This is a genomic window from Lentzea flava (assembly GCF_014648475.1).
Taxonomy (GTDB): domain Bacteria; phylum Actinomycetota; class Actinomycetes; order Mycobacteriales; family Pseudonocardiaceae; genus Lentzea; species Lentzea flava.
Genome location: NZ_BMRE01000002.1, coordinates 56233 through 75495, shown reverse-complemented (window position 1 = coordinate 75495; position 19263 = coordinate 56233). Strand labels below are relative to the sequence as shown.

General features: G+C 68.0%; 20 protein-coding genes and 1 riboswitch. Of the genes, 14 read left to right on the top strand and 6 right to left on the bottom strand.

What is annotated here, in order from left to right:
- The first annotated feature begins 2 nt into the window (after nucleotides 1-2).
- Entirely contained in the window at nucleotides 3-1265 is a 1263-nt protein-coding gene (locus IEZ09_RS04540; protein WP_189252293.1) for a hypothetical protein, read from the top strand.
- 32 nt (nucleotides 1266-1297) lie between these two features.
- On the top strand, nucleotides 1298-1678 hold the full coding sequence (locus tag IEZ09_RS04535; protein WP_189252292.1) for a phage holin family protein: 381 nt from the start codon (nucleotides 1298-1300) through the stop codon (nucleotides 1676-1678).
- A gap of 55 nt (nucleotides 1679-1733) precedes the next feature.
- Here IEZ09_RS04535 and IEZ09_RS04530 read toward each other — a convergent pair whose 3' ends face one another.
- Nucleotides 1734-3995: a (Fe-S)-binding protein gene (locus IEZ09_RS04530; protein ID WP_189252291.1), complete on the bottom strand. Its 2262-nt coding sequence runs from the start codon at nucleotides 3993-3995 to the stop codon at nucleotides 1734-1736.
- 144 nt (nucleotides 3996-4139) lie between these two features.
- Here IEZ09_RS04530 and IEZ09_RS04525 point away from each other — a divergent pair, with 144 nt between their 5' ends.
- The 4 genes from IEZ09_RS04525 to IEZ09_RS04510 all read left to right on the top strand — a co-directional run bounded on the left by IEZ09_RS04525 (nucleotide 4140) and on the right by IEZ09_RS04510 (nucleotide 6562).
- Nucleotides 4140-4463, top strand: coding sequence for a DMT family transporter (locus tag IEZ09_RS04525; RefSeq protein ID WP_189252290.1), 324 nt, complete (start codon nucleotides 4140-4142; stop codon nucleotides 4461-4463).
- Complete coding sequence (locus IEZ09_RS04520; RefSeq protein ID WP_189252656.1) at nucleotides 4460-5035, top strand: TetR/AcrR family transcriptional regulator; 576 nt, start codon at nucleotides 4460-4462, stop codon at nucleotides 5033-5035. The genes IEZ09_RS04525 and IEZ09_RS04520 overlap by 4 nt, the downstream gene beginning before the upstream one ends.
- Nucleotides 5036-5039: 4 nt before the next feature.
- Complete coding sequence (locus tag IEZ09_RS04515; protein ID WP_189252289.1) at nucleotides 5040-5594, top strand: hypothetical protein; 555 nt, start codon at nucleotides 5040-5042, stop codon at nucleotides 5592-5594.
- Between the two features lie 80 nt (nucleotides 5595-5674).
- Nucleotides 5675-6562, top strand: coding sequence for a DUF4097 family beta strand repeat-containing protein (locus IEZ09_RS04510; RefSeq protein ID WP_189252288.1), 888 nt, complete (start codon nucleotides 5675-5677; stop codon nucleotides 6560-6562).
- A gap of 49 nt (nucleotides 6563-6611) precedes the next feature.
- Here the strand turns inward: IEZ09_RS04510 and IEZ09_RS04505 are convergent, their stop codons facing one another.
- Nucleotides 6612-6860, bottom strand: coding sequence for a hypothetical protein (locus IEZ09_RS04505; protein WP_189252287.1), 249 nt, complete (start codon nucleotides 6858-6860; stop codon nucleotides 6612-6614).
- A gap of 527 nt (nucleotides 6861-7387) precedes the next feature.
- Here IEZ09_RS04505 and dnaK point away from each other — a divergent pair.
- From dnaK to IEZ09_RS04480, 5 genes are all read left to right on the top strand, one after another.
- Nucleotides 7388-9247 (top strand): molecular chaperone DnaK, encoded by a 1860-nt coding sequence (gene dnaK / locus IEZ09_RS04500; protein WP_189252286.1) that lies wholly within the window; start codon nucleotides 7388-7390, stop codon nucleotides 9245-9247.
- The gene (gene grpE, locus IEZ09_RS04495) at nucleotides 9244-9879 is read left to right on the top strand and encodes a nucleotide exchange factor GrpE (protein WP_189252285.1); all 636 of its coding nucleotides are present in this window, start codon (nucleotides 9244-9246) and stop codon (nucleotides 9877-9879) included. The genes dnaK and grpE overlap by 4 nt, the downstream gene beginning before the upstream one ends.
- Before the next feature lie 124 nt (nucleotides 9880-10003).
- The gene (dnaJ, locus tag IEZ09_RS04490) at nucleotides 10004-11158 is read left to right on the top strand and encodes a molecular chaperone DnaJ (protein ID WP_189252284.1); all 1155 of its coding nucleotides are present in this window, start codon (nucleotides 10004-10006) and stop codon (nucleotides 11156-11158) included.
- 5 nt (nucleotides 11159-11163) lie between these two features.
- Nucleotides 11164-11592 (top strand): heat shock protein transcriptional repressor HspR, encoded by a 429-nt coding sequence (locus tag IEZ09_RS04485; protein ID WP_189252283.1) that lies wholly within the window; start codon nucleotides 11164-11166, stop codon nucleotides 11590-11592.
- The gene (locus IEZ09_RS04480; protein ID WP_189252282.1) at nucleotides 11589-12116 is read left to right on the top strand and encodes a hypothetical protein; all 528 of its coding nucleotides are present in this window, start codon (nucleotides 11589-11591) and stop codon (nucleotides 12114-12116) included. Before IEZ09_RS04485 ends, IEZ09_RS04480 begins: the two co-directional genes overlap by 4 nt.
- Here the strand turns inward: IEZ09_RS04480 and IEZ09_RS04475 are convergent.
- Complete coding sequence (locus IEZ09_RS04475; RefSeq protein ID WP_189252281.1) at nucleotides 12098-12985, bottom strand: SDR family oxidoreductase; 888 nt, start codon at nucleotides 12983-12985, stop codon at nucleotides 12098-12100. The genes IEZ09_RS04480 and IEZ09_RS04475 overlap by 19 nt on opposite strands.
- An 87-nt stretch (nucleotides 12986-13072) precedes the next feature.
- On the opposite strand from IEZ09_RS04475, the gene IEZ09_RS04470 reads away from it, so the two are divergent.
- Complete coding sequence (locus IEZ09_RS04470) at nucleotides 13073-13657, top strand: TetR/AcrR family transcriptional regulator (protein ID WP_189252280.1); 585 nt, start codon at nucleotides 13073-13075, stop codon at nucleotides 13655-13657.
- A 119-nt stretch (nucleotides 13658-13776) separates the two neighbouring features.
- Here IEZ09_RS04470 and glyA read toward each other — a convergent pair whose 3' ends face one another.
- Both glyA and IEZ09_RS04460 read right to left on the bottom strand, forming a co-directional pair.
- On the bottom strand, nucleotides 13777-14994 hold the full coding sequence (gene glyA, locus IEZ09_RS04465; protein ID WP_189252279.1) for a serine hydroxymethyltransferase: 1218 nt from the start codon (nucleotides 14992-14994) through the stop codon (nucleotides 13777-13779).
- Nucleotides 14995-15007: 13 nt separating this feature from the next.
- A riboswitch (ZMP/ZTP riboswitch) is annotated at nucleotides 15008-15092 on the bottom strand.
- A 5-nt stretch (nucleotides 15093-15097) separates the two neighbouring features.
- Nucleotides 15098-16201 carry an FAD-binding oxidoreductase gene (locus tag IEZ09_RS04460; protein WP_229812242.1) on the bottom strand — a complete coding sequence of 368 codons (1104 nt, stop codon included), beginning with the start codon at nucleotides 16199-16201 and terminating at the stop codon, nucleotides 15098-15100.
- 294 nt (nucleotides 16202-16495) lie between these two features.
- Between IEZ09_RS04460 and IEZ09_RS04455 the strand changes: the two genes are divergently transcribed.
- Both IEZ09_RS04455 and IEZ09_RS04450 read left to right on the top strand, forming a co-directional pair.
- Nucleotides 16496-17119, top strand: a complete 624-nt coding sequence (locus IEZ09_RS04455) for a pyridoxamine 5'-phosphate oxidase family protein (protein ID WP_229812241.1) — start codon at nucleotides 16496-16498, stop codon at nucleotides 17117-17119.
- Nucleotides 17120-17266: 147 nt separating this feature from the next.
- Nucleotides 17267-18925, top strand: coding sequence for an MDR family MFS transporter (locus IEZ09_RS04450; protein ID WP_229812240.1), 1659 nt, complete (start codon nucleotides 17267-17269; stop codon nucleotides 18923-18925).
- Here IEZ09_RS04450 and IEZ09_RS04445 read toward each other — a convergent pair.
- The gene (locus tag IEZ09_RS04445) at nucleotides 18823-19206 is read right to left on the bottom strand and encodes a VOC family protein (protein ID WP_189252277.1); all 384 of its coding nucleotides are present in this window, start codon (nucleotides 19204-19206) and stop codon (nucleotides 18823-18825) included. The genes IEZ09_RS04450 and IEZ09_RS04445 overlap by 103 nt on opposite strands.
- Between the last annotated feature and the right edge of the window lie 57 nt (nucleotides 19207-19263).

Sequence of the window (19263 nt, the reverse complement as noted above, 5' to 3'; positions counted from 1 at the left end):
AAGTGAAGAAGCAGTTCGCCGTCACGCTGACGGCTGCTTTCCTGCTGGCCGGTGCGGGTCTGCCCGCCGCCGCGCAGGACGAGACGATCACGGTCGAGGGCGTCATCTTCCTGGACCGCAACGGAAACGAGGCCTACGACGCGGGCGAGACGGTCCGCGCGAACGGCGTCGGCGTGTGGGTGAAGAACCTCGATAGCAACGAGAAGGCCATCGAGGTTCGCACCGACGCGAACGGCCGGTACCGCGCCGTGCTGCCGAAGGGCCCGCGGTACCTGGTGATCAACCAGGACAAGGTGGACTTCGAGCTGCCCTGGGGCGCCCGGCCCACCGACAAGGACATGACCCTCGACTTCCCGCTCTGGGGTCGTTTCGTCGAGGGCTTCAGCTTCGTCGACGCCAACGGTGACGGCGTGAAGCAGGCCGACGAGAAGGCCACCACCGGCGAGATCAAGGCCAGTGGCAAGACCGGGAGCGGTGCCCAGGTCGAGGTGGCCGCCACGCCGGCCGCGGACGGTTCGTTCCGCTTCGAGCTGCCGGTCGGCGACTACACGGTGACCGCGCCGGATCTCGCGAAGCAGGAGCTGGCGCTGGCCAAGCCGCTGGGCGCGAACGACATCGACTGGCTGACGGGCCAGGCGAAGGTCGGTGGTGACCGCAACAAGCGGATCGACGTGCGCTACTTCGCGCCCAAGGCCGACGTCGCCGCCGAAGAGCTCACGATCAGCCCGGCCAAGGACACCTACACCGTCGGCGACCAGATCGACGTCCACGTGAAGCTGACCAACAAGGGCGACGTCCCCGGCAAGCTGTCGTTCATCCTGTTCGGCCCGGACGGCAACATCCTGTCGCACAGCGACAACGTCACCGGCGCCAACCGCGACTACGAGACCGTCGCCAAGGTGCTGCCCGGCCAGTCGGTCGTGGTCGACCTGAAGCTCGAGCTGACCGCGGCCGAGACCACTGAGATCTGGCCGATCGCCCGGCCGTGGGTCGACGGCCACAAGGACGTCGACCGCAAGAACCAGGGCGTGCAGCTGAAGAAGACGATCAAGATCGTCGAGAAGACCACGACCACGCCGACGACCCCGACCTCGGAGACGACCGCTCCGGCGACCACCACGACCACGCAGGCCGTGGCGAAGGCGGGCAACAAGACCGGTCTCGCGTCGACGGGTGCCTCGCCGCTCGGGTTCCTGGCCCTCGGTGCGGTGCTGGTCGCGGCCGGTGTGAGCGCGTTCTTCGTGGCTCGCCGTCGACGTTCCTGACCACATAGGACCTGCCACGGTTAGTCTGCGGCATGGGCATCTTGGTGCATGTGCTGCTGACTGCCGTGGCGGTCTGGGTGTCGACCGCCCTCCCCGGCATCGACCTGGGCGAGGGCACCACCGGCTCGAGAATCCTCACGCTGATCGGCGTCGCGGTGATCTTCGGCCTGGTGAACGCCATCGTGAAGCCGCTGGTGAAGTTCTTCGGCTGCTTGTTCTACCTGCTCACCCTGGGCCTGATCGGGCTCGTGGTGAACGCGCTGCTGTTCATGCTCACCGGATGGCTCGCCGAGCAGCTGGACCTGCCGTTCCGCGTCGACGGCTTCTGGCCCGCGTTCTGGGGCGCGATCATCGTCGCCCTGACCGGCTGGGTGCTGAACGTGATCTACGACAAGGTCACCGACAACGACTGACCCACCAACGCGAAGAGGCCCCGGTCCACATCGGACCGGGGCCTCTTCGGTGTTCTCAGACCTTCGACTTGTCCTCGTCCGGCAACGGCGTGCCGGTGGGGACCTCGTCGGTCGGCGTGTCCTTCTTCTCCGTGCCGCGCTTGACGGACTCGAGCAGCATCTGCGCGACGTCCACGACCTCGACGTGCGCTCCGGCCTGGCCGTCGGACTGACGCGCGGTCACGCCGTCGGTCAGCATCACGCGGCAGAACGGGCAGCCCGTCGCGATCTTGGACGGCGCGGTCGAGAGCGCCTCGTCGACGCGGTCGACGTTGATGCGCTTGCCGATCCGCTCCTCCATCCACATGCGAGCGCCACCGGCACCACAGCACATCGACCGCTCTTCGTGGCGCGGCATCTCGCGCAGCTTCGCGCCGGACGCCCCGATGAGCTCACGCGGTGCCTCGTAGACCTTGTTGTGGCGGCCCAGGTAGCACGGGTCGTGGTAGGTGACGTCCTCGGTGACGGGGGCGACCGGCACCAGACGGCGTTCCCGCACCAGCTTGTTGAGCAGCTGCGTGTGGTGCACGACCTCGTAGGTGCCGCCGACCTGCGGGTACTCGTTGGCGAGCGTGTTGAAGCAGTGCGCACACGTCACGACGATCTTGCGCTGGCCCGCGGGCCGGTCCTCGAAGACCGAGTTGAGGACCTCGACGTTCTGCTGCGCGAGCATCTGGAAGAGGAACTCGTTGCCGGCGCGGCGGGCCGGGTCGCCGGTGCAGGTCTCCTCCGGGCCGAGCACCGTGTACTTGACGCCCGCGGTGTGCAGCAGCTCGGCCACGGCACGGGTGGTCTTCTTCGCGCGGTCCTCGAACGCACCGGCGCAGCCGACCCAGAACAGGTACTCGGCGTCGCCCAGCTCGCCCTCGAACACCGGCACCTCGAAGTCGAGGCCCTCGGTCCACGCAAGGCGGTCCTTGGCGTTCTGGCCCCAGGGGTTGCCCTTGTTCTCGAGGTTCTTGAACATGCCGCCGAGCTCGGTCGGGAAGTTCGACTCGATCAGCACCTGGTAGCGGCGCATGTCGACGATGTGGTCGACGTGCTCGATGTCGACGGGGCACTGTTCGACGCACGCGCCGCAGGTCGTGCACGACCACAGCACCTCGGGGTCGATGACGCCCAGCTCGTCGGGGCCGCCGACCAGCGGGCGCTCGGACTCGGCCATCGCCAGCACGTCGATGGACTCGAGGCGCTTCTTGTAGTCCTCGTACTTGTCCTCGACCAGGCCGACCTCGTCACCCGCCATGTCGCGCGAGCCGCCGGCCAGCAGGTACGGCGCCTTGGCGAACGCGTGGTCGCGCAGCTGCGTGATGACCAGCTTGGGGGACAACGGCTTGCCGGTGTTCCAGGCGGGGCACTGCGACTGACAGCGGCCGCACTCGGTGCAGGTGGAGAAGTCGAGCCAGCCCTTCCAGGTGAAGTCCTCGACCTTGCCGACGCCGAACACGTCCTTGTCGGGGTCGGCTTCCTCCAGGTCCAGGACCTTGCCGCCGGACATCATCGGCTTGAGCGCGCCCAGGGCGACGCCACCGTCGTCCTCGCGCTTGAAGTAGATGTTGAAGAACGCCGAGAACCGGTGCCAGGCGACACCCATCGTCAGGTTCTTGCCGACCACGACCAGCCAGATCATGCCGGACAGCAGCTTGATCAGCGCCATCACGGACACCCAGATCGGCGCCGCGGGCAGCAGGTGGGCGAGCGGCTGCGTCACGAACGACGTCCACAGCGGCGCGGCTTCGAGACCGCTCGACTGCTTGAACGCCTTCACGCCGAGGATGCCGAGACCCTCGATGATCACGACCGCCTCGACGAAGTAGGCGGACTTGAAGTCCGAGCCCTGGAACCGGGAGACGCGGTCGGCGCGGCGCGGGTGGTTGCGCTGGCGGATGATCGCGAGGGCCACACCACCGACGACGGTGCCGAGGCCCAGCAGCTCGACGAGCAGCAGCCAGACGGACCACGTGCCAATGATCGGCCAGTGGAAGTGCGGGTCGAACACCTCGCCGTAGGCCTCGAACAGCACCGCGGAGCCGATGAGGAAGCCCCACATCACCATCCAGTGCCACGGGGCGACCGAGCGGAACTTGGCCATCCTGGTGTGCGCGACGAACTCGACGATCAACGTCTTCAGCCGCGGCCAGAACGGGCCCTTGCGAGTGCCGTCCGGCTGGCCGAGCCGGATGATCTTGATCATCTTCCAGACGCCAGCGACGAACACGCCCCAGGCGACGACGCTCACCGCTACGGCGACGAGTCCGAGAACCAGCTGGAGGGTCATGGCGGGAGTCTAGGCCACGTTACTGGTGAGTAACCACTTGGACGTGGCCGGTGTCTCCTCACGTACCGGTCAAGTGCCCGGAAATTGATCAAAAACTTGTGGAACAATCGTTCAAGTAGTTGGGTTCACCGTCCGGAGGTCGCCGTGTTGTACCTGTATCTCGCTGCGGCGATCGTGGGAGAGATCGCCGCCACCGTGTCGTTGAAGCTGTCCGAGGGCTTCAGCAGACCGTGGCCGTCGGCCGTGGTCATCGTCGGATATGCGATCGCCTTCACAGCTCTTTCGCGCGCGTTGAAGTTGGGTATGCCCGTGGGCGTCGCCTACGCCGTGTGGTCCGCCATCGGCGTCGCAGCCGTCGCGGTGATCGGCTGGAAGTTCCTGGGCGAGACCCTTAACCCCACGATGGTCATCGGGTTGGCTTTGATCATCGGAGGCGTGGTGACGCTCGAACTCGGGAGGACGCACTGACCGCTCTCATCGACGGACGCAAGGCGCGCGGGGAGAAGAAGCGGCGCGCCATCGTCGAGGCCACCCTGCGGGTGATCGAACGTGAGGGCATCGCCGGCGTGACGCATCGCAGCGTCGCGCGTGAAGCCGGCGTGCCGACGACGGCGTCCACCTACTACTTCGCGACGCTCGACGACCTGTTGATCGCCACGCTGCTGTGGGTCGCCGAAGAGCTGTGCGAGGACATGCTGCAGATCGTCGCGAGCGGTGGCACGGCCCGAGAGATCGCACGCTCGCTCGCCCGTGCTGTGAATGAGAACCGTGCGCGCACACTCGCCGAGTACGAGCTGTACCTGCTGGCGGGTCGTCGTCCCGAACTGAAAGCCGCCGCACGCAGGTGGCTGGACCTGGCGGTCGAAGCGGCCCGGCCGGCGGACCCGGTGGCGTTCCGCGCGTTCCTCGCGGCTGTCGACGGACTGCTGATCCAGGGTCTGATAGCCGACGTTGCTCCGAACGAGGACGAGCTGGAGCCAATCGTGTCCTTCTTGATCTGCGGCCGCGACGATTCCACCCCCGCGACACGGGAACAATGAGGGCATGAAGTTCGCGCGAGAGGTGTCCGGCATCAGCCACGGGGTGAGCCTGGGGCTGCTGGCCGCGCTCTACGTCCGCGACTCACTGGCGTTGTCCGTCGACGTCGAGCCGCACGTGCCCGGCCTGGAGCCGTCGCTGCCGGTGCAGGTCCCGGCTGGCGTCGACCGCGCGGCCGTGACCCGCGAGTGGCCGGGCTGGTGGACCGACGCGCTGGACGCGTGCACGCGAGGCGCGGAGCCGGCCGTGCCGGAGGACGCCGAGGCGTTGCTGACCCGCCCTGCCTGCCGTGCCGCCGTGCTGGCCCTCAAGCCGGGCATCGAGCAGCTGCACCGGGTGCAGGCTCCTGTCGCGCTGCCGATCGGCGACGTGCTGCGCGGCATCGAGTCGCGGATCGGCCGGTGGGCGCAGAGCGTCGAACTGCACATCGTCGAGGTGCCCGTGGATGGCCTGCTGTGGGAACGGATCGCACCGGCCCACGTCCTGGCCTCCACGCGGTTCCTGAACGACCCGGCCCGCACCGCGCCGGCGTTGCGCGCGGTCCTGGAAGACCTGGTCTGAGCCAGGTAGGGACAACCCCACCCCGCCTTCGGGGGCTGACTGCCGTGTCGCTGGGCACCGCCACCTCTACTTTTGTGCCCATGATGAGGACAGCGCTGGTGGCGTTGCTGGTGGGGGCGGTGCTCACGGCCTGTGGCATCCGCATCGTGAAGTACGAGTTCGCCGAAGACAACGCGGTCGCGGAGAAGTTCACGTCCGTGCGCGTGCGCACGGGCTCGGGGGTCGTGGCGATCCGGTACGTGCCGGGGCTGTCCGAGACGAAGATCCACCGCAGGGTCGAGCACAACAAGGACAACAGGCCGACGGGCGTCTCGCACCGCATCGAGGGCACCACCCTGGTGCTGGACGACTGCGGCAGGGACTGCGAGGTCAACTACGACGTCCAGGTGCCGTCCGCGGAGATCGCCGTCCAGGGTGACGTCGGGTCGGGCGACGTCACCCTGGAGGGTCTCGCGTCCGTCGACTACCAGACGGGCTCCGGCCGGATCGTGGTCCAGAACATCGCGGGCAACGTCCAGGTCACCAGCGGCTCTGGCGACATCAACGTCCGCGACGTCGCAGGTGACGTCAAGGCCATCACCGGCTCCGGCAAGTTCGAGGCCGCCAAGATCAAGGGCAGCGTCACGGCCGACCTGGGCTCCGGCAACATCACGCTGGACCAGCTGCAGGGCAAGGTCCTCGTCAACACCAGCTCGGGCAACATCACCGGCACCGCGATCGACAACGACGTGACCGCCGACGCCGAATCCGGCAACGTCGAGCTGAACTTCGTCTCGGCGCGCACGGCCCGCGTCGTCAGCGGCTCGGGGAACATCACCGTGCGGGTGCCGGTGTCCGCCGGCCCGTACAAGGTCACCGCGGAGTCCGGCAGCGGGGACCGCCGGGTCGACGTGCCGACCGATCCGGCGGCGAAGAACGAGCTCAAGCTGACCGCCGACTCGGGCAACGTGAAGGTGCTGGCCGTCTGAGGCCGCCCGAATCAGGGGGAATGTGGAGGCCGCTGCTCGTCGGCGGCCTTCATCCTTCACCGGGCTCGTCCTCGTTCGGCGGGTCGGTGTCGGCCGGCGGACTACGCCTGAAGGGGCCGAGCTGCAGGTCAGCTTTGAACAGGGTCGCCAGAGCCCGGATGACCGGGGCTTTCTTGTCGCTCGGCACGCCTCTGAGTGCAATCCACACGATCAACACTTTGGCCAGGGCGGCCACGGTCATGCCGGCGGCCAGCGCGATGCCCCAACCAGGAACCAGTCCGGCCAGCTCCGCTTGCATCTTGAACTTCGCCCCTTCGCGTCCCTCCGGTCGAGAGGGGCGGTGGGCATGCCTCAGCTCAACCAGAACATCTGGTGGAACTGAGTCGAGCCCTCGGCGAAGCCAGATCTCAGGTAAGCGTGGGTTACGAGCCCGGGAGCGTAGGTCCTTCTCGACATGTGGGTGCCATGCCCGAACAGAGTGCCGGAATCACCGTCTACATCGTCTGCGGAGCATCGATGCCGAGTTCCGATACGCCGCGAGGTGAAAAGTGAGTTCCGGGTCCACGCTGTCGAGCGAGACTCATTGATCGAACGGCCGAGTGTCCTTGAAGGGCGGTCGACCGTTCGCCACTGTACCCGATCGACCGCGCCGGGTGTGCCGCGCATCACTCCACGCGGGGTGGTCCTCAGCGCGTTCTGAGGGAACAACCAGACCTGGTCAGCCGTTGGGACCATCAGAAAGCTTGAGTCGGGTAGGCTCAACGTTGGGCAAGATGGCAAACTTGAGTCAGCAACGCTCAACAAGTACTAGCGGAAGGAACTCCAATGGCGCGTGCAGTCGGCATCGACCTCGGGACGACCAACTCCGTCGTCGCCGTCCTCGAAGGCGGTGAGCCGACGGTCATCGCCAACTCGGAGGGCTCGAGGACGACCCCGTCCATCGTCGCGTTCGCCAAGAACGGCGAGGTCCTCGTGGGTCAGCCCGCGAAGAACCAGGCCGTCACGAACGTCGACCGCACCATCCGCTCGGTGAAGCGGCACATCGGCACCAACTGGAAGACCGATGAGATCGACGGCAAGCAGTACACCTCGCAGGAGATCAGCGCGCGCGTGCTGATGAAGCTCAAGCGCGACGCCGAGGCGTACCTGGGCGAGGAGATCACCGACGCCGTCATCACCGTCCCCGCCTACTTCGAGGACGCGCAGCGCCAGGCCACTAAGGAGGCCGGCCAGATCGCGGGCCTCAACGTGCTCCGCATCGTCAACGAGCCGACGTCGGCCGCTCTGGCCTACGGCCTCGACAAGGGCGAGAAGGAGCAGACCATCCTGGTCTTCGACCTCGGTGGCGGTACGTTCGACGTCTCGCTGCTCGAGCTCGGCGACGGCGTTGTCGAGGTCCGCGCGACCTCCGGTGACAACCACCTCGGTGGTGACGACTGGGACCAGCGCATCGTCGACTGGCTGGTCGACCGCTTCAAGCAGGCCAACGGCATCGACCTGACCAAGGACAAGATGGCCCTCCAGCGCATCCGTGAGGCTGCGGAGAAGGCCAAGATCGAGCTGTCCAGCTCCAGCACCGCGAGCATCAACCTGCCGTACATCACGGTGGACGCGGACAAGAACCCGCTGTTCCTCGACGAGACGCTGTCGCGGGCCGAGTTCCAGCGCATCACGTCCGACCTGCTCGACCGCACCCGCGCGCCGTTCAACAACGTGATCAAGGACGCCGGCATCTCCGTCGGCGACATCGACCACGTCGTGCTCGTCGGTGGCTCGACCCGCATGCCCGCCGTCGCGGAGCTCGTGAAGGAGCTGACCGGCGGCAAGGAGCCCAACAAGGGCGTGAACCCGGACGAGGTCGTCGCCGTCGGCGCCGCCCTGCAGGCCGGTGTCCTCAAGGGTGAGGTCAAGGACGTCCTGCTGCTCGACGTCACCCCGCTGTCCCTCGGCATCGAGACCAAGGGCGGCATCATGACCAAGCTGATCGAGCGCAACACCACGATCCCGACGAAGCGTTCCGAGACCTTCACGACGGCCGACGACAACCAGCCGTCCGTGCAGATCCAGGTCTTCCAGGGCGAGCGCGAGATCGCGGCGCACAACAAGAAGCTCGGCATGTTCGAGCTGACCGGCCTGCCCCCGGCCCCGCGCGGCGTGCCGCAGATCGAGGTCACCTTCGACATCGACGCGAACGGCATCGTCCACGTGTCGGCGAAGGACCTGGGCACCGGCAAGGAGCAGTCGATGACCATCACCGGTGGCTCCGCGCTGCCGAAGGAGGACATCGACCGCATGGTCAAGGACGCCGAGGCCCACGCGGAGGAGGACAAGCGCCGCCGCGAGGAGGCCGAGGTCCGCAACCAGGCGGAGACCCTCGTCTACCAGACCGAGAAGGTCGTCAAGGAGAACGACGAGAAGCTCCCCGCCGACGTCAAGGAGAAGGTCACCGCCGCGATCGCCGAGGCGAACGAGGCGCTCAAGGGCACCGACATCAACGCCATCAAGGCCGCGGTGGAGAAGCTCGCGACCGAGTCGCAGGCCATCGGCCAGGCGATGTACGCCAACGCTCCGGGTGCCGCCGGTGCCGAGGCCCCCGGTGCGGACGCGCCGGGAGCGGGCCAGGCGAAGGCCGGCCAGGACGACGTCGTTGACGCCGAGATCGTGGACGAGGACGAGAAGAAGTGACCGAGCCGAGGCACGCCGCCCCTGACGAGGAGCAGCCTCAGGTAGTCGTGCACGACCGGCGCCGGATCGACCCCGAGACGGGTGAGGTCCGGGCGCCGGCCCACGCTGCCGACGAGGAAGGCGCTGCTCCGGTTTCCGAAGAGCCCGTGGTCGCCGAGGTCGTGGACGAGGTGGCCGCCGAGCTGAAGACCCAGCTCGACGAGCGCACCGCCGACCTGCAGCGGCTCACCGCCGAGTACGCGAACTACCGCAAGCGGGTGGAACGCGATCGCGAAGCGGTGATCAACAACGCGAAGGCGTCCGTCGCCTCCGAGCTGCTCTCCGTGCTGGACGACGTCGAACGGGCCGCCGCGCACGGCGACCTGACCGGCGCGTTCAAGGCGGTGGCGGACAAGCTCGTGTCCACGTTGCAAAAGACCGGCCTGGAGCCGTTCGCGCACGAGGGCGAGGCGTTCGACCCTTCGGTGCACGAGGCCGTGCAGCACAGCACGTCCCCGGACGTCGACGGCCCGACCGTCACCGCGGTCCTGCGCCGCGGTTACCGGTTCGGCGAGAAGCTCGTCCGGCCCGCGCTCGTCGCGGTGACCGACCACGAGCCCGCCCCGGCGGAACCGCAGGCCGAAGAGGACTAATGGGCGTGACGCGGCACGTTGGCGGTGAATTCACGCTCGGCAGGACGCCGCGCGGCACCCGTCTGACCGCGAGTTCGCGCGTCAACGTGCCGCGCCACACCACTGCGAAAGGAGGGGACGTCCGGTGAGTGCCAGGGACTGGATCGAAAAGGACTTCTACCGCGAGCTGGGCGTCTCCTCCGACGCGTCGGCGGACGAGATCAAGAAGTCCTACCGCAAGCTCGCCCGCGAGCTGCACCCCGACGCGAACCCCGGCGACGCCAAGGCCGAGGCCCGCTTCAAGGCGGTCTCCGAGGCCTACGGCGTGCTGTCGGACCCGGCCAAGCGCAAGCAGTACGACGAGGCCCGTCGCCTGTTCGCGGGCGGCGGCGGTTTCCCCGGCGGTGGCTTCGGCTCCGGCGGCTTCGACGTCAACGACCTGTTCGGCCGTGCCGCGCAGGGCACCGGCGGCGGTGGCCTCGGCGACCTGCTCGGCGGCCTGTTCAACCGGCGTGGTGGAGCGGCTTCCGCCACGCGTCCGCGCCGCGGCGAGGACGTCGAGACCGACGTCCGCATCGACTTCACCGAGGCGGTGAAGGGAGCGACGGTGCCGCTGCGCCTGTCGTCCCCCGCCGCCTGCACGACGTGTGGCGGCTCCGGTGCCAAACCGGGCACGACGCCGCACGTGTGCGCGACCTGTTCCGGTTCGGGCCTGGTGACCCGTTCGCAGGGCGCGTTCGCGTTCAGCGAGCCGTGCCGCGACTGCCGCGGAACCGGCCGGATCATCGACGACCCGTGCCCCGAGTGCGGTGGCGACGGCGTCAGCACCCGCACCCGCACGCTGACCGTGCGGATCCCGTCGGGCGTCGACGACGGCCAGCGGATTCGCCTTGCCGGACAAGGTGAACCCGGCCGCAACGGCGGACCGTCCGGCGACTTGTTCGTGCGCGTGCACGTCAACCCGCACAGCGTTTTCGGGCGCCAGGGCAACGATCTGACGCTCAGGGCACCGATGACGTTCCCGGAGCTGGCTCTGGGAACGACGTTGACCGTGCCGACGCTGGACGGCAAGGTGACCTTGAAGGTGCCTGCCGGCACCGCCTCAGGGCGTGTGCTGCGGGCTCGGGGCAAGGGGATCACGAAGCGCGACGGCACCTCCGGCGATCTCCTGATCACCCTGGAGGTCGCGGTGCCGAACAACCTCTCGTCCGAGGCGCGCAAGGCGCTCGAGGCGTACGCGGACGTGACGAAGGACCACGACCCGCGTGGTGATCTGAACGCACTTCTCGAAGGGCGGTGAGTTCCATGGGTTTTCCGTTTCCTCCTGGGACTGACGAGGACACGCCCTTCTTCGTGATCTCGGTTGCGGCGCAGCTGTCCGGTCTGCACGCCCAGACGTTGCGGTCCTACGACCGGATGGGTCTGGTCTCGCCCGGTCGCACGCCCGGCGGTGGCCGCCGTTACTCGATGCGCGACATCGTGCTGCTGCGCGAGGTGCAGCGGCTCTCCCAGGAGGAGGGCGTCAACCTCGCGGGGATCAAGCGGATCATCGAGCTGGAGAACCAGGTCGACGCGCTGCGGTCGCGGGTAGCCGAGCTTCAGCAGGAGCTCGCTCAGGCGTTGGCGGCGGCGGACAACGCGGCTGCCGCGGTGCACGCCTCCTACCGGCGGGACCTGGTCCCGCTCCGGCAGGAGACGTCGCTCGTCGTGTGGAAGCCCAAGCCCCGCAAGTGAAACCGGAGATCGAGCGCCTCTACGAGGTGTTCGCGGCACCGCGTCCGGCGGTGGTCGAGTTCTGCGATCACTGCGTGGACGCGGCCGACATCGCGCCGTTCACCACCGTGCCGTTGCGCGAGCTTTCCGCTGAGCAGGTGGAGAAGTACTGGCTGAAGTCAGGCACGGTCGGCGACGAGGCCTTCGTGCGCTACCTGCTGCCGCGCGTGCTGGAACTGATCGCGGCCGGCGAACTCGACGTGGACTTCTTCTGGCTGCGCATGGCCACCGGCACCCATGAACGCGGTGACGAGCGGAAGAAGCGAGCGATCGAGGAGTACTTCGAAGCGACACCGCGAGCCCTGGCCGCCCTGGTGGAGGAGGAGCTCAGGAACGGCAAGGGCGTCGACGAACGCCTGGCCGAGTGGCTGCGCCGACCGGAACCTCTTGCCGTCCTCGAGGAAGCCGCGCTCACCGGACCGGATCCGGACGGTGCGCTCTCCTCCGCCCACCTGGTGCTCGAAGCTCACCTCTGGTCGAAGTAGAACCCGGACTCCAGGTCTTCCAGGAGGCCGGGTTCCTTCGTTTCCCAGCCCAGCAGCGCTTTCGTGCGCGCGCTGGACGTGGGTGCGTCCCGCGCGACCATGTTCGCGAGCGGGCCGAAGTGCTCAGCCGGAACGCTCTGGACCGGTACCTCCAGCCGCCGCCCGATGACCTCGGCGATCTCCTTCAGCGTCACGGCCTCCTCGGCGACCGCGTGCAGCACCGAACCGGCGGGTGCCTTCTCCACCGCCAGCCGGTACAGCCGTGCCGCGTCCAGCGTGTGCACGGCCGACCAGCGGTTCGTGCCGTCGCCGGGATAGCCGGAAACCCCGGTGTCGCGGGCGATTCTCACCAGCAGCGGGATGAAGCCGGCCGTGTCGAGTTCACTGTGGACGGTCGGTGGCAGCACGACCACCGCGCCCCGGACGTCCTGGGCGTCGATGACCAGATTCCGGGCGGTGCCGCGGCTGTGGTCGTCCGGGACCCGTTCCTCCTCGGTGGCGACACGACCGAGCCCGGAGTACGACAACGTGCCGCCGGTGCCGATGAGCGCCTTGCCCGTGCCGGACAGCTCGTCGAGGAACGCCCGGACGACCGCGATGTCGGCGGCGGACGCACCGGCGTAGTTCCCGGCGAACATCTCCTCGTGCTTGAACGCCAGGTGGATCACCGCGTCCGCCTCGGCCGCGCCCTTGCGCAGCCCGTCCAGGTCGTCGAGGTCGCCGCGCTGGACCTTCGCGCCGAGATCGGTGAGCTTGGTGGCCGAGGCGTCCGAGCGGGCCAGCCCGACGACCTCGTGACCAGCGTGGAGCAGTTCCGGGACCAGCGCCGAGCCGATGTGTCCGCTGGCACCTGTGACGAAGACCTTCATGGTCCGCACTTCCTCAAAGTGATGGGACTTGGTCTCATCAACCGTAGCAGAGTGATGGGACTAAGTCGCATCACTTAGGATGGGGGCATGGGCCGATGGGAGCCGGACGCGCGAGATCGGTTGGTGCGCGCCGCACTCGACCTGTTCAGCGAGCAGGGGTACGAGAACACCGGGGTCGCGCAGATCGCCGAACGGGCTGGGCTCACGAAGAGCACCTACTTCCGGCACTTCCGGGACAAGCGCGAGGTGCTGTTCGGCGGCCAGGACGAGCTGCTGGAGCTGATCACCGAGGGAGTCGCCGGCGCGCCCGAGTCAGCCGGCGCGCTGACCGCGGTCGAGGCGGCGCTCGTGGCCGTGGCCGTCGCCTTCACGGAGGAGCGCAGGGCGAACGGGCCGCGGCGGCTTGCGGTGATCGCGAGCAACGACGAGCTGCGCGAGCGGGACGCGTTGAAGATGGCCGGGTTCGCCCGCGCGATGAAGGACGCGCTGCGGCAGCGCGGTGTGTCGGAGCTCGACGCCGACATTGCCGCTGAACTGGGGATTCTGGCGTTCCGCCGCGGCTACGCCCGATGGCTCGAGACCGGCGGGGACTTCGCGGCAGTCGCCCGCCGGGCGCTAGAGGAGGTTCGTGTCGCCGCCGCCAGCCTGGAACGCCCCCATCCCAGCAACTGATCGCCCGGTTGCCGGACGGCACGCGGGGCCCTTTCGTACTGTCAGAACGCACGAAAGCTCCCCGCGTGCGCCACGGTGGGGCTGGTGAGGGACCTGTGGGTGACTACTTGACCGGCGCTCTAGAGGGTGCCGAGCAGGTCCTCGACCTCGGTGGCGATGCGGTCCAGCGCCTGCTCGTTGTCGTGGGCGGCGATCACCCGGTCGATCCAGTCCGCGATCAACGGCATCTGCTCCGGCTTGAGGCCGCGCGTGGTGATCCCGGCCGTGCCGAGCCGGATGCCCGACGGGTCGAACGGCTTGCGCGGGTCGAACGGCACCGCGTTGTAGTTCAGCTCGATGCCCGCGCGGTCCAGCGCCTGCGCGGCGGGCTTGCCGGCGATCGCCTTCGAGGTCAGGTCGATCAGGATCAGGTGGTTGTCCGTGCCGCCGGAGACCAGGTCGAAGCCGCGCTCCAGCAACGCGTCCGCCAGCGCTTTCGCGTTCGCCACGACCGTGTGGGCGTACTCGCGGAACTCCGGCTGGGCGGCTTCGTGCAGCGCCACGGCGATCGCGGCGGTCGTGTGGTCGTGCGGACCGCCCTGCAGACCGGGGAACACTGCCCGATCGATCGCCTTCGCGTGTTCGGCGTCGCACAGGATCATGGCGCCGCGGGGACCGCGCAGGGTCTTGTGCGTGGTCGTGGTGATCACCGGCGCGTGGCCGACCGGGGACGGGTGGGCGCCGCCTGCCACCAGACCGGCGATGTGGGCGATGTCGGCCACCAGGATCGCGTCGATCTCACGGGCGATCGCGGCGAAGGCCGGGAAGTCGATCGTGCGCGGGATCGCCGTGCCGCCGCAGAAGATGACCTTCGGGCGTTCGGCGAGGGCCAGGTCGCGGACCTCGTCCAGGTCCACGACGCCGGTGTCCTTGCGGACGTCGTACTGCACCGCGCGGAACCACTTGCCCGTCGCGGAGACGCTCCAGCCGTGCGTCAGATGGCCGCCCATGGGGAGCGACATGCCCATGACGGTGTCGCCCGGCTGCAGGAACGCGAGGTACACGGCGAGGTTCGCCGGGGCACCGGACAGCGGCTGCACGTTGGCGTGGTCCACGCCGAACAGCGATTTCGCCCGGTCGATCGCCAGCTGCTCGACCTGGTCGATGATCTGCTGGCCCTCGTAGTACCGCTTGCCGGGGTAGCCCTCGGAGTACTTGTTCGTCAGCACCGAGCCTGTTGCTTCAAGCACGGCTGCCGAGACGTCGTTCTCGGACGCGATCATCCGCAGCTTGCGGGACTGCCGCGTGGCCTCGGCCTGGATCAGGGCGGCGATTTCAGGGTCGACGTGTGAGAGCACGGCGCATCTCCGTACCGGGCACCCAGGCGTTCGGTGCGCACGGCCGTCGCTTCCCGGTGGTCAGTTCCACCCTCGGCACGCCAGTCGCTTCGACGTGCCGAGTCTAGTCCAGGGTGAACGGGTCGTACTTGATCCTGTCCAGAGGCGTGCCGGCGACCAGCATGCGGGACACGGTCGAGCGGATCATGGCCGGGCTGCCGCAGACCAGGACGTCGCGGTCCTCCCACGCTCCGTAGCGCGTGACCACGTCGGCCAGGGTGCCCTGCTCGACACCGCGGACGCCGGGGTCCGACTCGAGCACCGGCACGACCGTGAGCCACGGGTTCGTGGTCGCGATGCGCTGCAGGTTGTCGAGGTCGTAGAGGTCCTCGCGGGTGCGGCCGCCGTAGAACAGGTGCACGCGGGGGTTGTCGCCCCACTGCGCCATCTCGTCGATGATCGCGTGCATCGGCGCGACGCCCGTGCCGCCGGCGACCATGAGGATGTCCGATCCGGCCGTGCGGTCGACCTGCAGACGTCCCATGGGCGGTCCGATCCGCCACGTGTCACCGGCCTGGGTGTGGCCGACCACGGAGCGTGACACCCAGCCGCCGTCGACGGACCGGATGTGGAACTCGATGACACCGTCCTCACGCGGTGCGTTCGCCGGCGAGTAGTACCGCCACAGGCGCTTGCGCTGCGGCGTCTCCACGCTGACGTACTGACCGGCCCGGTAGTTGACCGGGTGGTCGGGCTGCAGCCGGACGACGGCCAGGTCCCACGAGACGCGCTGGTGCTCCAGCACGGTGGCGTGCCAGTAGGCGGGCCCGTTGTCGGCGTCGGCGGCCTCCTGCATCGCCCGCGCCATCAACGTGTAGGCCTCTGCCCACGCCATCTCGACCTTCGGCGTCCAGGCGGCGCCAGCGAACTTCTTCACCGCGGACAGCAGTGCGGTGCCGACAGCCTCGTAGTGGACGTTGATGACACCGAACTTGCGGTGGTCACGGCCCAGCTGGCGGAGGAAGGGGATGAGGTCGTCCGGCCGGTCGACCATCTGCACCACGTGCACGAGAGCGCGCAGCAGGCGGCTCCGCTGCACCTCCATGTTCGCGGGGAACATCTCGCGTGTGGCAGGCGAGAGCGAGAAGAGCATGCCGTAGAAGAACTTCGCCACTTCTTCGGCGTGCGGCTCCACCACCGCGAAACTCTCCCGGATCATCCGCACCATCGCGGTGACGCCAGGCGGGGGTTCTCGGTGGGGCGGGGTAGGGATGGGGCTCAGCACAGCGTTCGCAGTCATGGTCCGCGCGCAGTCTCCACGTTCTCATTGGCGCCAGCAAGGCGCGGTAGTCCTCGTCAAGCATCCGTCCCCCGACAGAGTGGACAGTAACCCCTGATCGGTGGGTTTGGTTCCTTGATGCCACCTTCGAGCGAAGTCTGGTTACCCTACGCAACTAGTTGTTAGCGCAACAGTGTGAAATGCGCTAGGCGTCTGTACCGACTTGCTCGCTTGCGTGCAACGGTGTGGCACGTGTCCCTGCCTGAGCTGACTGAAACCACCTCACCCGACCGTGTTGAGCTACCTGGCTCACGCGGTGAGCACTTCCTCCAATGTGCCCTGGAGACCCAGGATCGCGCCACACGCTTCTACTCGGACCAGGTCCTGGACCACCTCAACCCCGCGATGGCCGAGTTCGTCGGCCGGATGGAGATGGCCTTCATCTCGACCGCTGATGCCGACGGGGAGTGCGACTCGACCCTGCGGGCCGGGCCGGCGGGGTTCATCCAGGTGATCGACTCCCGGACCGTCGCGTACCCCGAGTACCGCGGCAACGGCGTGATGGCCTCCCTGGGCAACATCATGGAGAACCCGCACGTCGGGATGCTGATGGTGGACTTCACCGACGACCTGATCGGGCTGCACGTGAACGGCCGCGCCCGGATCGTGTCGCGGGACGAGATCCCCACCGAGGACAAGAAGGTGGAGCGGTGGGTGGTGGTCGAGGTGCAGGAGGCCTACATCCACTGCCGCAAGCACATCCCGCGGATGATCCCGGTCGATCGGATTCGCGACTGGGGCACCGACGACGTGAAGCGCAAGGGCGGCGACTACTTCGGGGTCAAGGCGGGCAAGGCAGCCGACTGACCCGCGCGGGTGCTTGAACAGGGCCGCCAGGCGAACGTGCCTGGCGGCCCTCGTCGTGCGTGTGACCCATCAGCCACCGAATTAGTTGGCCTAGCTAACTATCTCCGGATATAGTTGTATCGCATCAACTAACTACTGGAGGTGTGCTTGAACCGGCCCTCGTCGCATCGGGAGATCCTCGAAGCGCTGTCCGGCATCTGGGTGGCGCTGCTCGTCGCGATCCTCAGCTCCACCATCGTCTCGAACGCCCTCCCGACGATCCTGGCCGAACTCAAGGGCACCCAGACCCAGTACACGTGGGTCATCACGTCGATGCTGCTCGCCTCCACGGCCAGCACGCCGCTGTGGGGCAAGCTCTCGGACCTCTTCGACAAGAAGACGCTGCTGCAGACGAGCATCGTGCTGTTCGTCGTCGGTTCGGTCCTGTCCGGCCTGAGCCAGAACATGGAGCAGCTCATCGCGTTCCGGGTCGTCCAGGGCCTCGGCATGGGCGGCGTGCAGGCGCTCGGCCAGGTCGTGGTCGGCGCGTTGCTCAGTCCCCGGGAACGCGGCCGCTACAGCGGCTACACCGGCATGGTGATCTCCGCGGGCACGGTCGGCGGGCCGCTCGTCGGCGGGTTCCTCGTCGACTGGCCTGGCTGGCGCTGGTGCTTCTTCGTCTGCGTGCCGCTGGCGCTCGTGGCGCTGGCCGTGCTGCACAAGACGCTGCACCTGCCTTCGAAGAGGCAGCACGTGAAGATCGACTACCTGGGTGCCACGCTCATCACCGGCGGTGTGAGCCTGGTGCTGATGTGGGTGTCGTTCGCGGGCAAGGACTTCGCCTGGATCAGCGAGGAGAGCGCGCTCTTCGCCGGTGGCGCCCTGCTCGCCCTGGTCAGCGCCTACTTCGTCGAGCGCCGCGCCAGTGCCCCGGTCATCCCGCTGCACCTGTTCAGGAACCGGACGGTGGTGCTGGCGATGCTCGGCGGCATCGCGGTCGGCACGGCGATGTTCGGCGCGTCGGTGTTCATGGGGCAGTACTTCCAGATCGCGCGCGGGTTCTCGCCCACGAAGGCGGGGCTGCTCACGGTGCCGTTGGTGCTGGGGCTGAGCATCTCGTCCACGGTCAGCGGGCAGCTCATCGCCAGGAACGGCAAGTGGAAGGGCTACCTCGTCTGGGGTGCGTTCTCGCTGGTCATCGGGCTGGCGCTGCTCGGCACGATCGACCACACCACGAACCTCGTCCTGATGGGCTCCTACCTGCTGCTCGTCGGTGTCGGCGTGGGGCTGACCATGCAGAACCTGGTGCTGGCGGTGCAGAACGGCGTCGGCATGGCGGACCTGGGCGCGGCGAGCTCCACCGCCACGTTCCTGCGGTCGCTGGGCGGGACGGCCGGCGTCTCGGTGCTGGGCGCGGTTCTCGCCGCCCACGTGAGCACCAAGACACTCGACCGCGGCTCCCTCTCCCCAGTCGTGCGGGACTCCTACGGCGATGCGATGGGCGAGTTGTTCCTCATCGCCGCCGGTCTCGCGGTCTTCACGGTGATCGCGGTTCTGCTGATCAAGGAACAGCCGCTGCGCGACTCCGTGGATGTCACTCCAACGGCTTTTGGTGCACAGACGGTCGCCACTGAGCTTGATTCACCTGTGGATACTGACCAGCGGATTGTGGACAAGTCCACCTCAGCTGTGGACAAGCTGTTGGTACTTTCGAGTGACGGCGGTCAGGAGGTCGCGGCGCGTTCGGCTGCGCTGCGTTCCACGCAGAACTCGTTGCCCTCGGGGTCGCGCATGGTGACCCAGCCGGTGCCGTCCGCCTTGCGGTGATCCTCGTAGACCGTGGCGCCGATGCCGAGCAGCCGCTCGACCTCCTCGTCGCGGGTCACGTCAGCCGGCTGCAGGCACAGGTGCATGCGGTTCTTGACCGACTTGTCCTCCGGGACGTTGATGAAGAGGTAGCGGATCCCGTTCGGCAGCTGGATCAGGCACTCCGGGTCGCCGGGGTTGTCGTCGGGGTGCATCGGCAGGTCGAGCACCTGGCTCCACCACGACGCGACCGCGTACGCGTCGCGCGCATCGACGCTGATGTTGTGGATGATCGAAGTCATGGCGCCGATCTTCGCCTACCTCACACCTTCTGCCGAAGGATTTGACGCGATCGCCGT

What these genes read in the sequence shown, in the direction of transcription:
- IEZ09_RS04535 (WP_189252292.1), top strand. Translation starts at nt 1,298, where the DNA reads ATGGGCATCTTGGTGCATGTGCTGCTGACTGCCGTGGCGGTCTGGGTG.
- IEZ09_RS04530 (WP_189252291.1), bottom strand. Translation starts at nt 3,995, where the DNA reads ATGACCCTCCAGCTGGTTCTCGGACTCGTCGCCGTAGCGGTGAGCGTC.
- IEZ09_RS04515 (WP_189252289.1), top strand. Translation starts at nt 5,040, where the DNA reads ATGAAGTTCGCGCGAGAGGTGTCCGGCATCAGCCACGGGGTGAGCCTG.
- IEZ09_RS04510 (WP_189252288.1), top strand. Translation starts at nt 5,675, where the DNA reads ATGATGAGGACAGCGCTGGTGGCGTTGCTGGTGGGGGCGGTGCTCACG.
- IEZ09_RS04505 (WP_189252287.1), bottom strand. Translation starts at nt 6,860, where the DNA reads ATGCAAGCGGAGCTGGCCGGACTGGTTCCTGGTTGGGGCATCGCGCTG.
- dnaK (WP_189252286.1), top strand. Translation starts at nt 7,388, where the DNA reads ATGGCGCGTGCAGTCGGCATCGACCTCGGGACGACCAACTCCGTCGTC.
- IEZ09_RS04485 (WP_189252283.1), top strand. Translation starts at nt 11,164, where the DNA reads ATGGGTTTTCCGTTTCCTCCTGGGACTGACGAGGACACGCCCTTCTTC.
- IEZ09_RS04475 (WP_189252281.1), bottom strand. Translation starts at nt 12,985, where the DNA reads ATGAAGGTCTTCGTCACAGGTGCCAGCGGACACATCGGCTCGGCGCTG.
- IEZ09_RS04470 (WP_189252280.1), top strand. Translation starts at nt 13,073, where the DNA reads ATGGGCCGATGGGAGCCGGACGCGCGAGATCGGTTGGTGCGCGCCGCA.
- IEZ09_RS04460 (WP_229812242.1), bottom strand. Translation starts at nt 16,201, where the DNA reads ATGGTGCGGATGATCCGGGAGAGTTTCGCGGTGGTGGAGCCGCACGCC.
- IEZ09_RS04445 (WP_189252277.1), bottom strand. Translation starts at nt 19,206, where the DNA reads ATGACTTCGATCATCCACAACATCAGCGTCGATGCGCGCGACGCGTAC.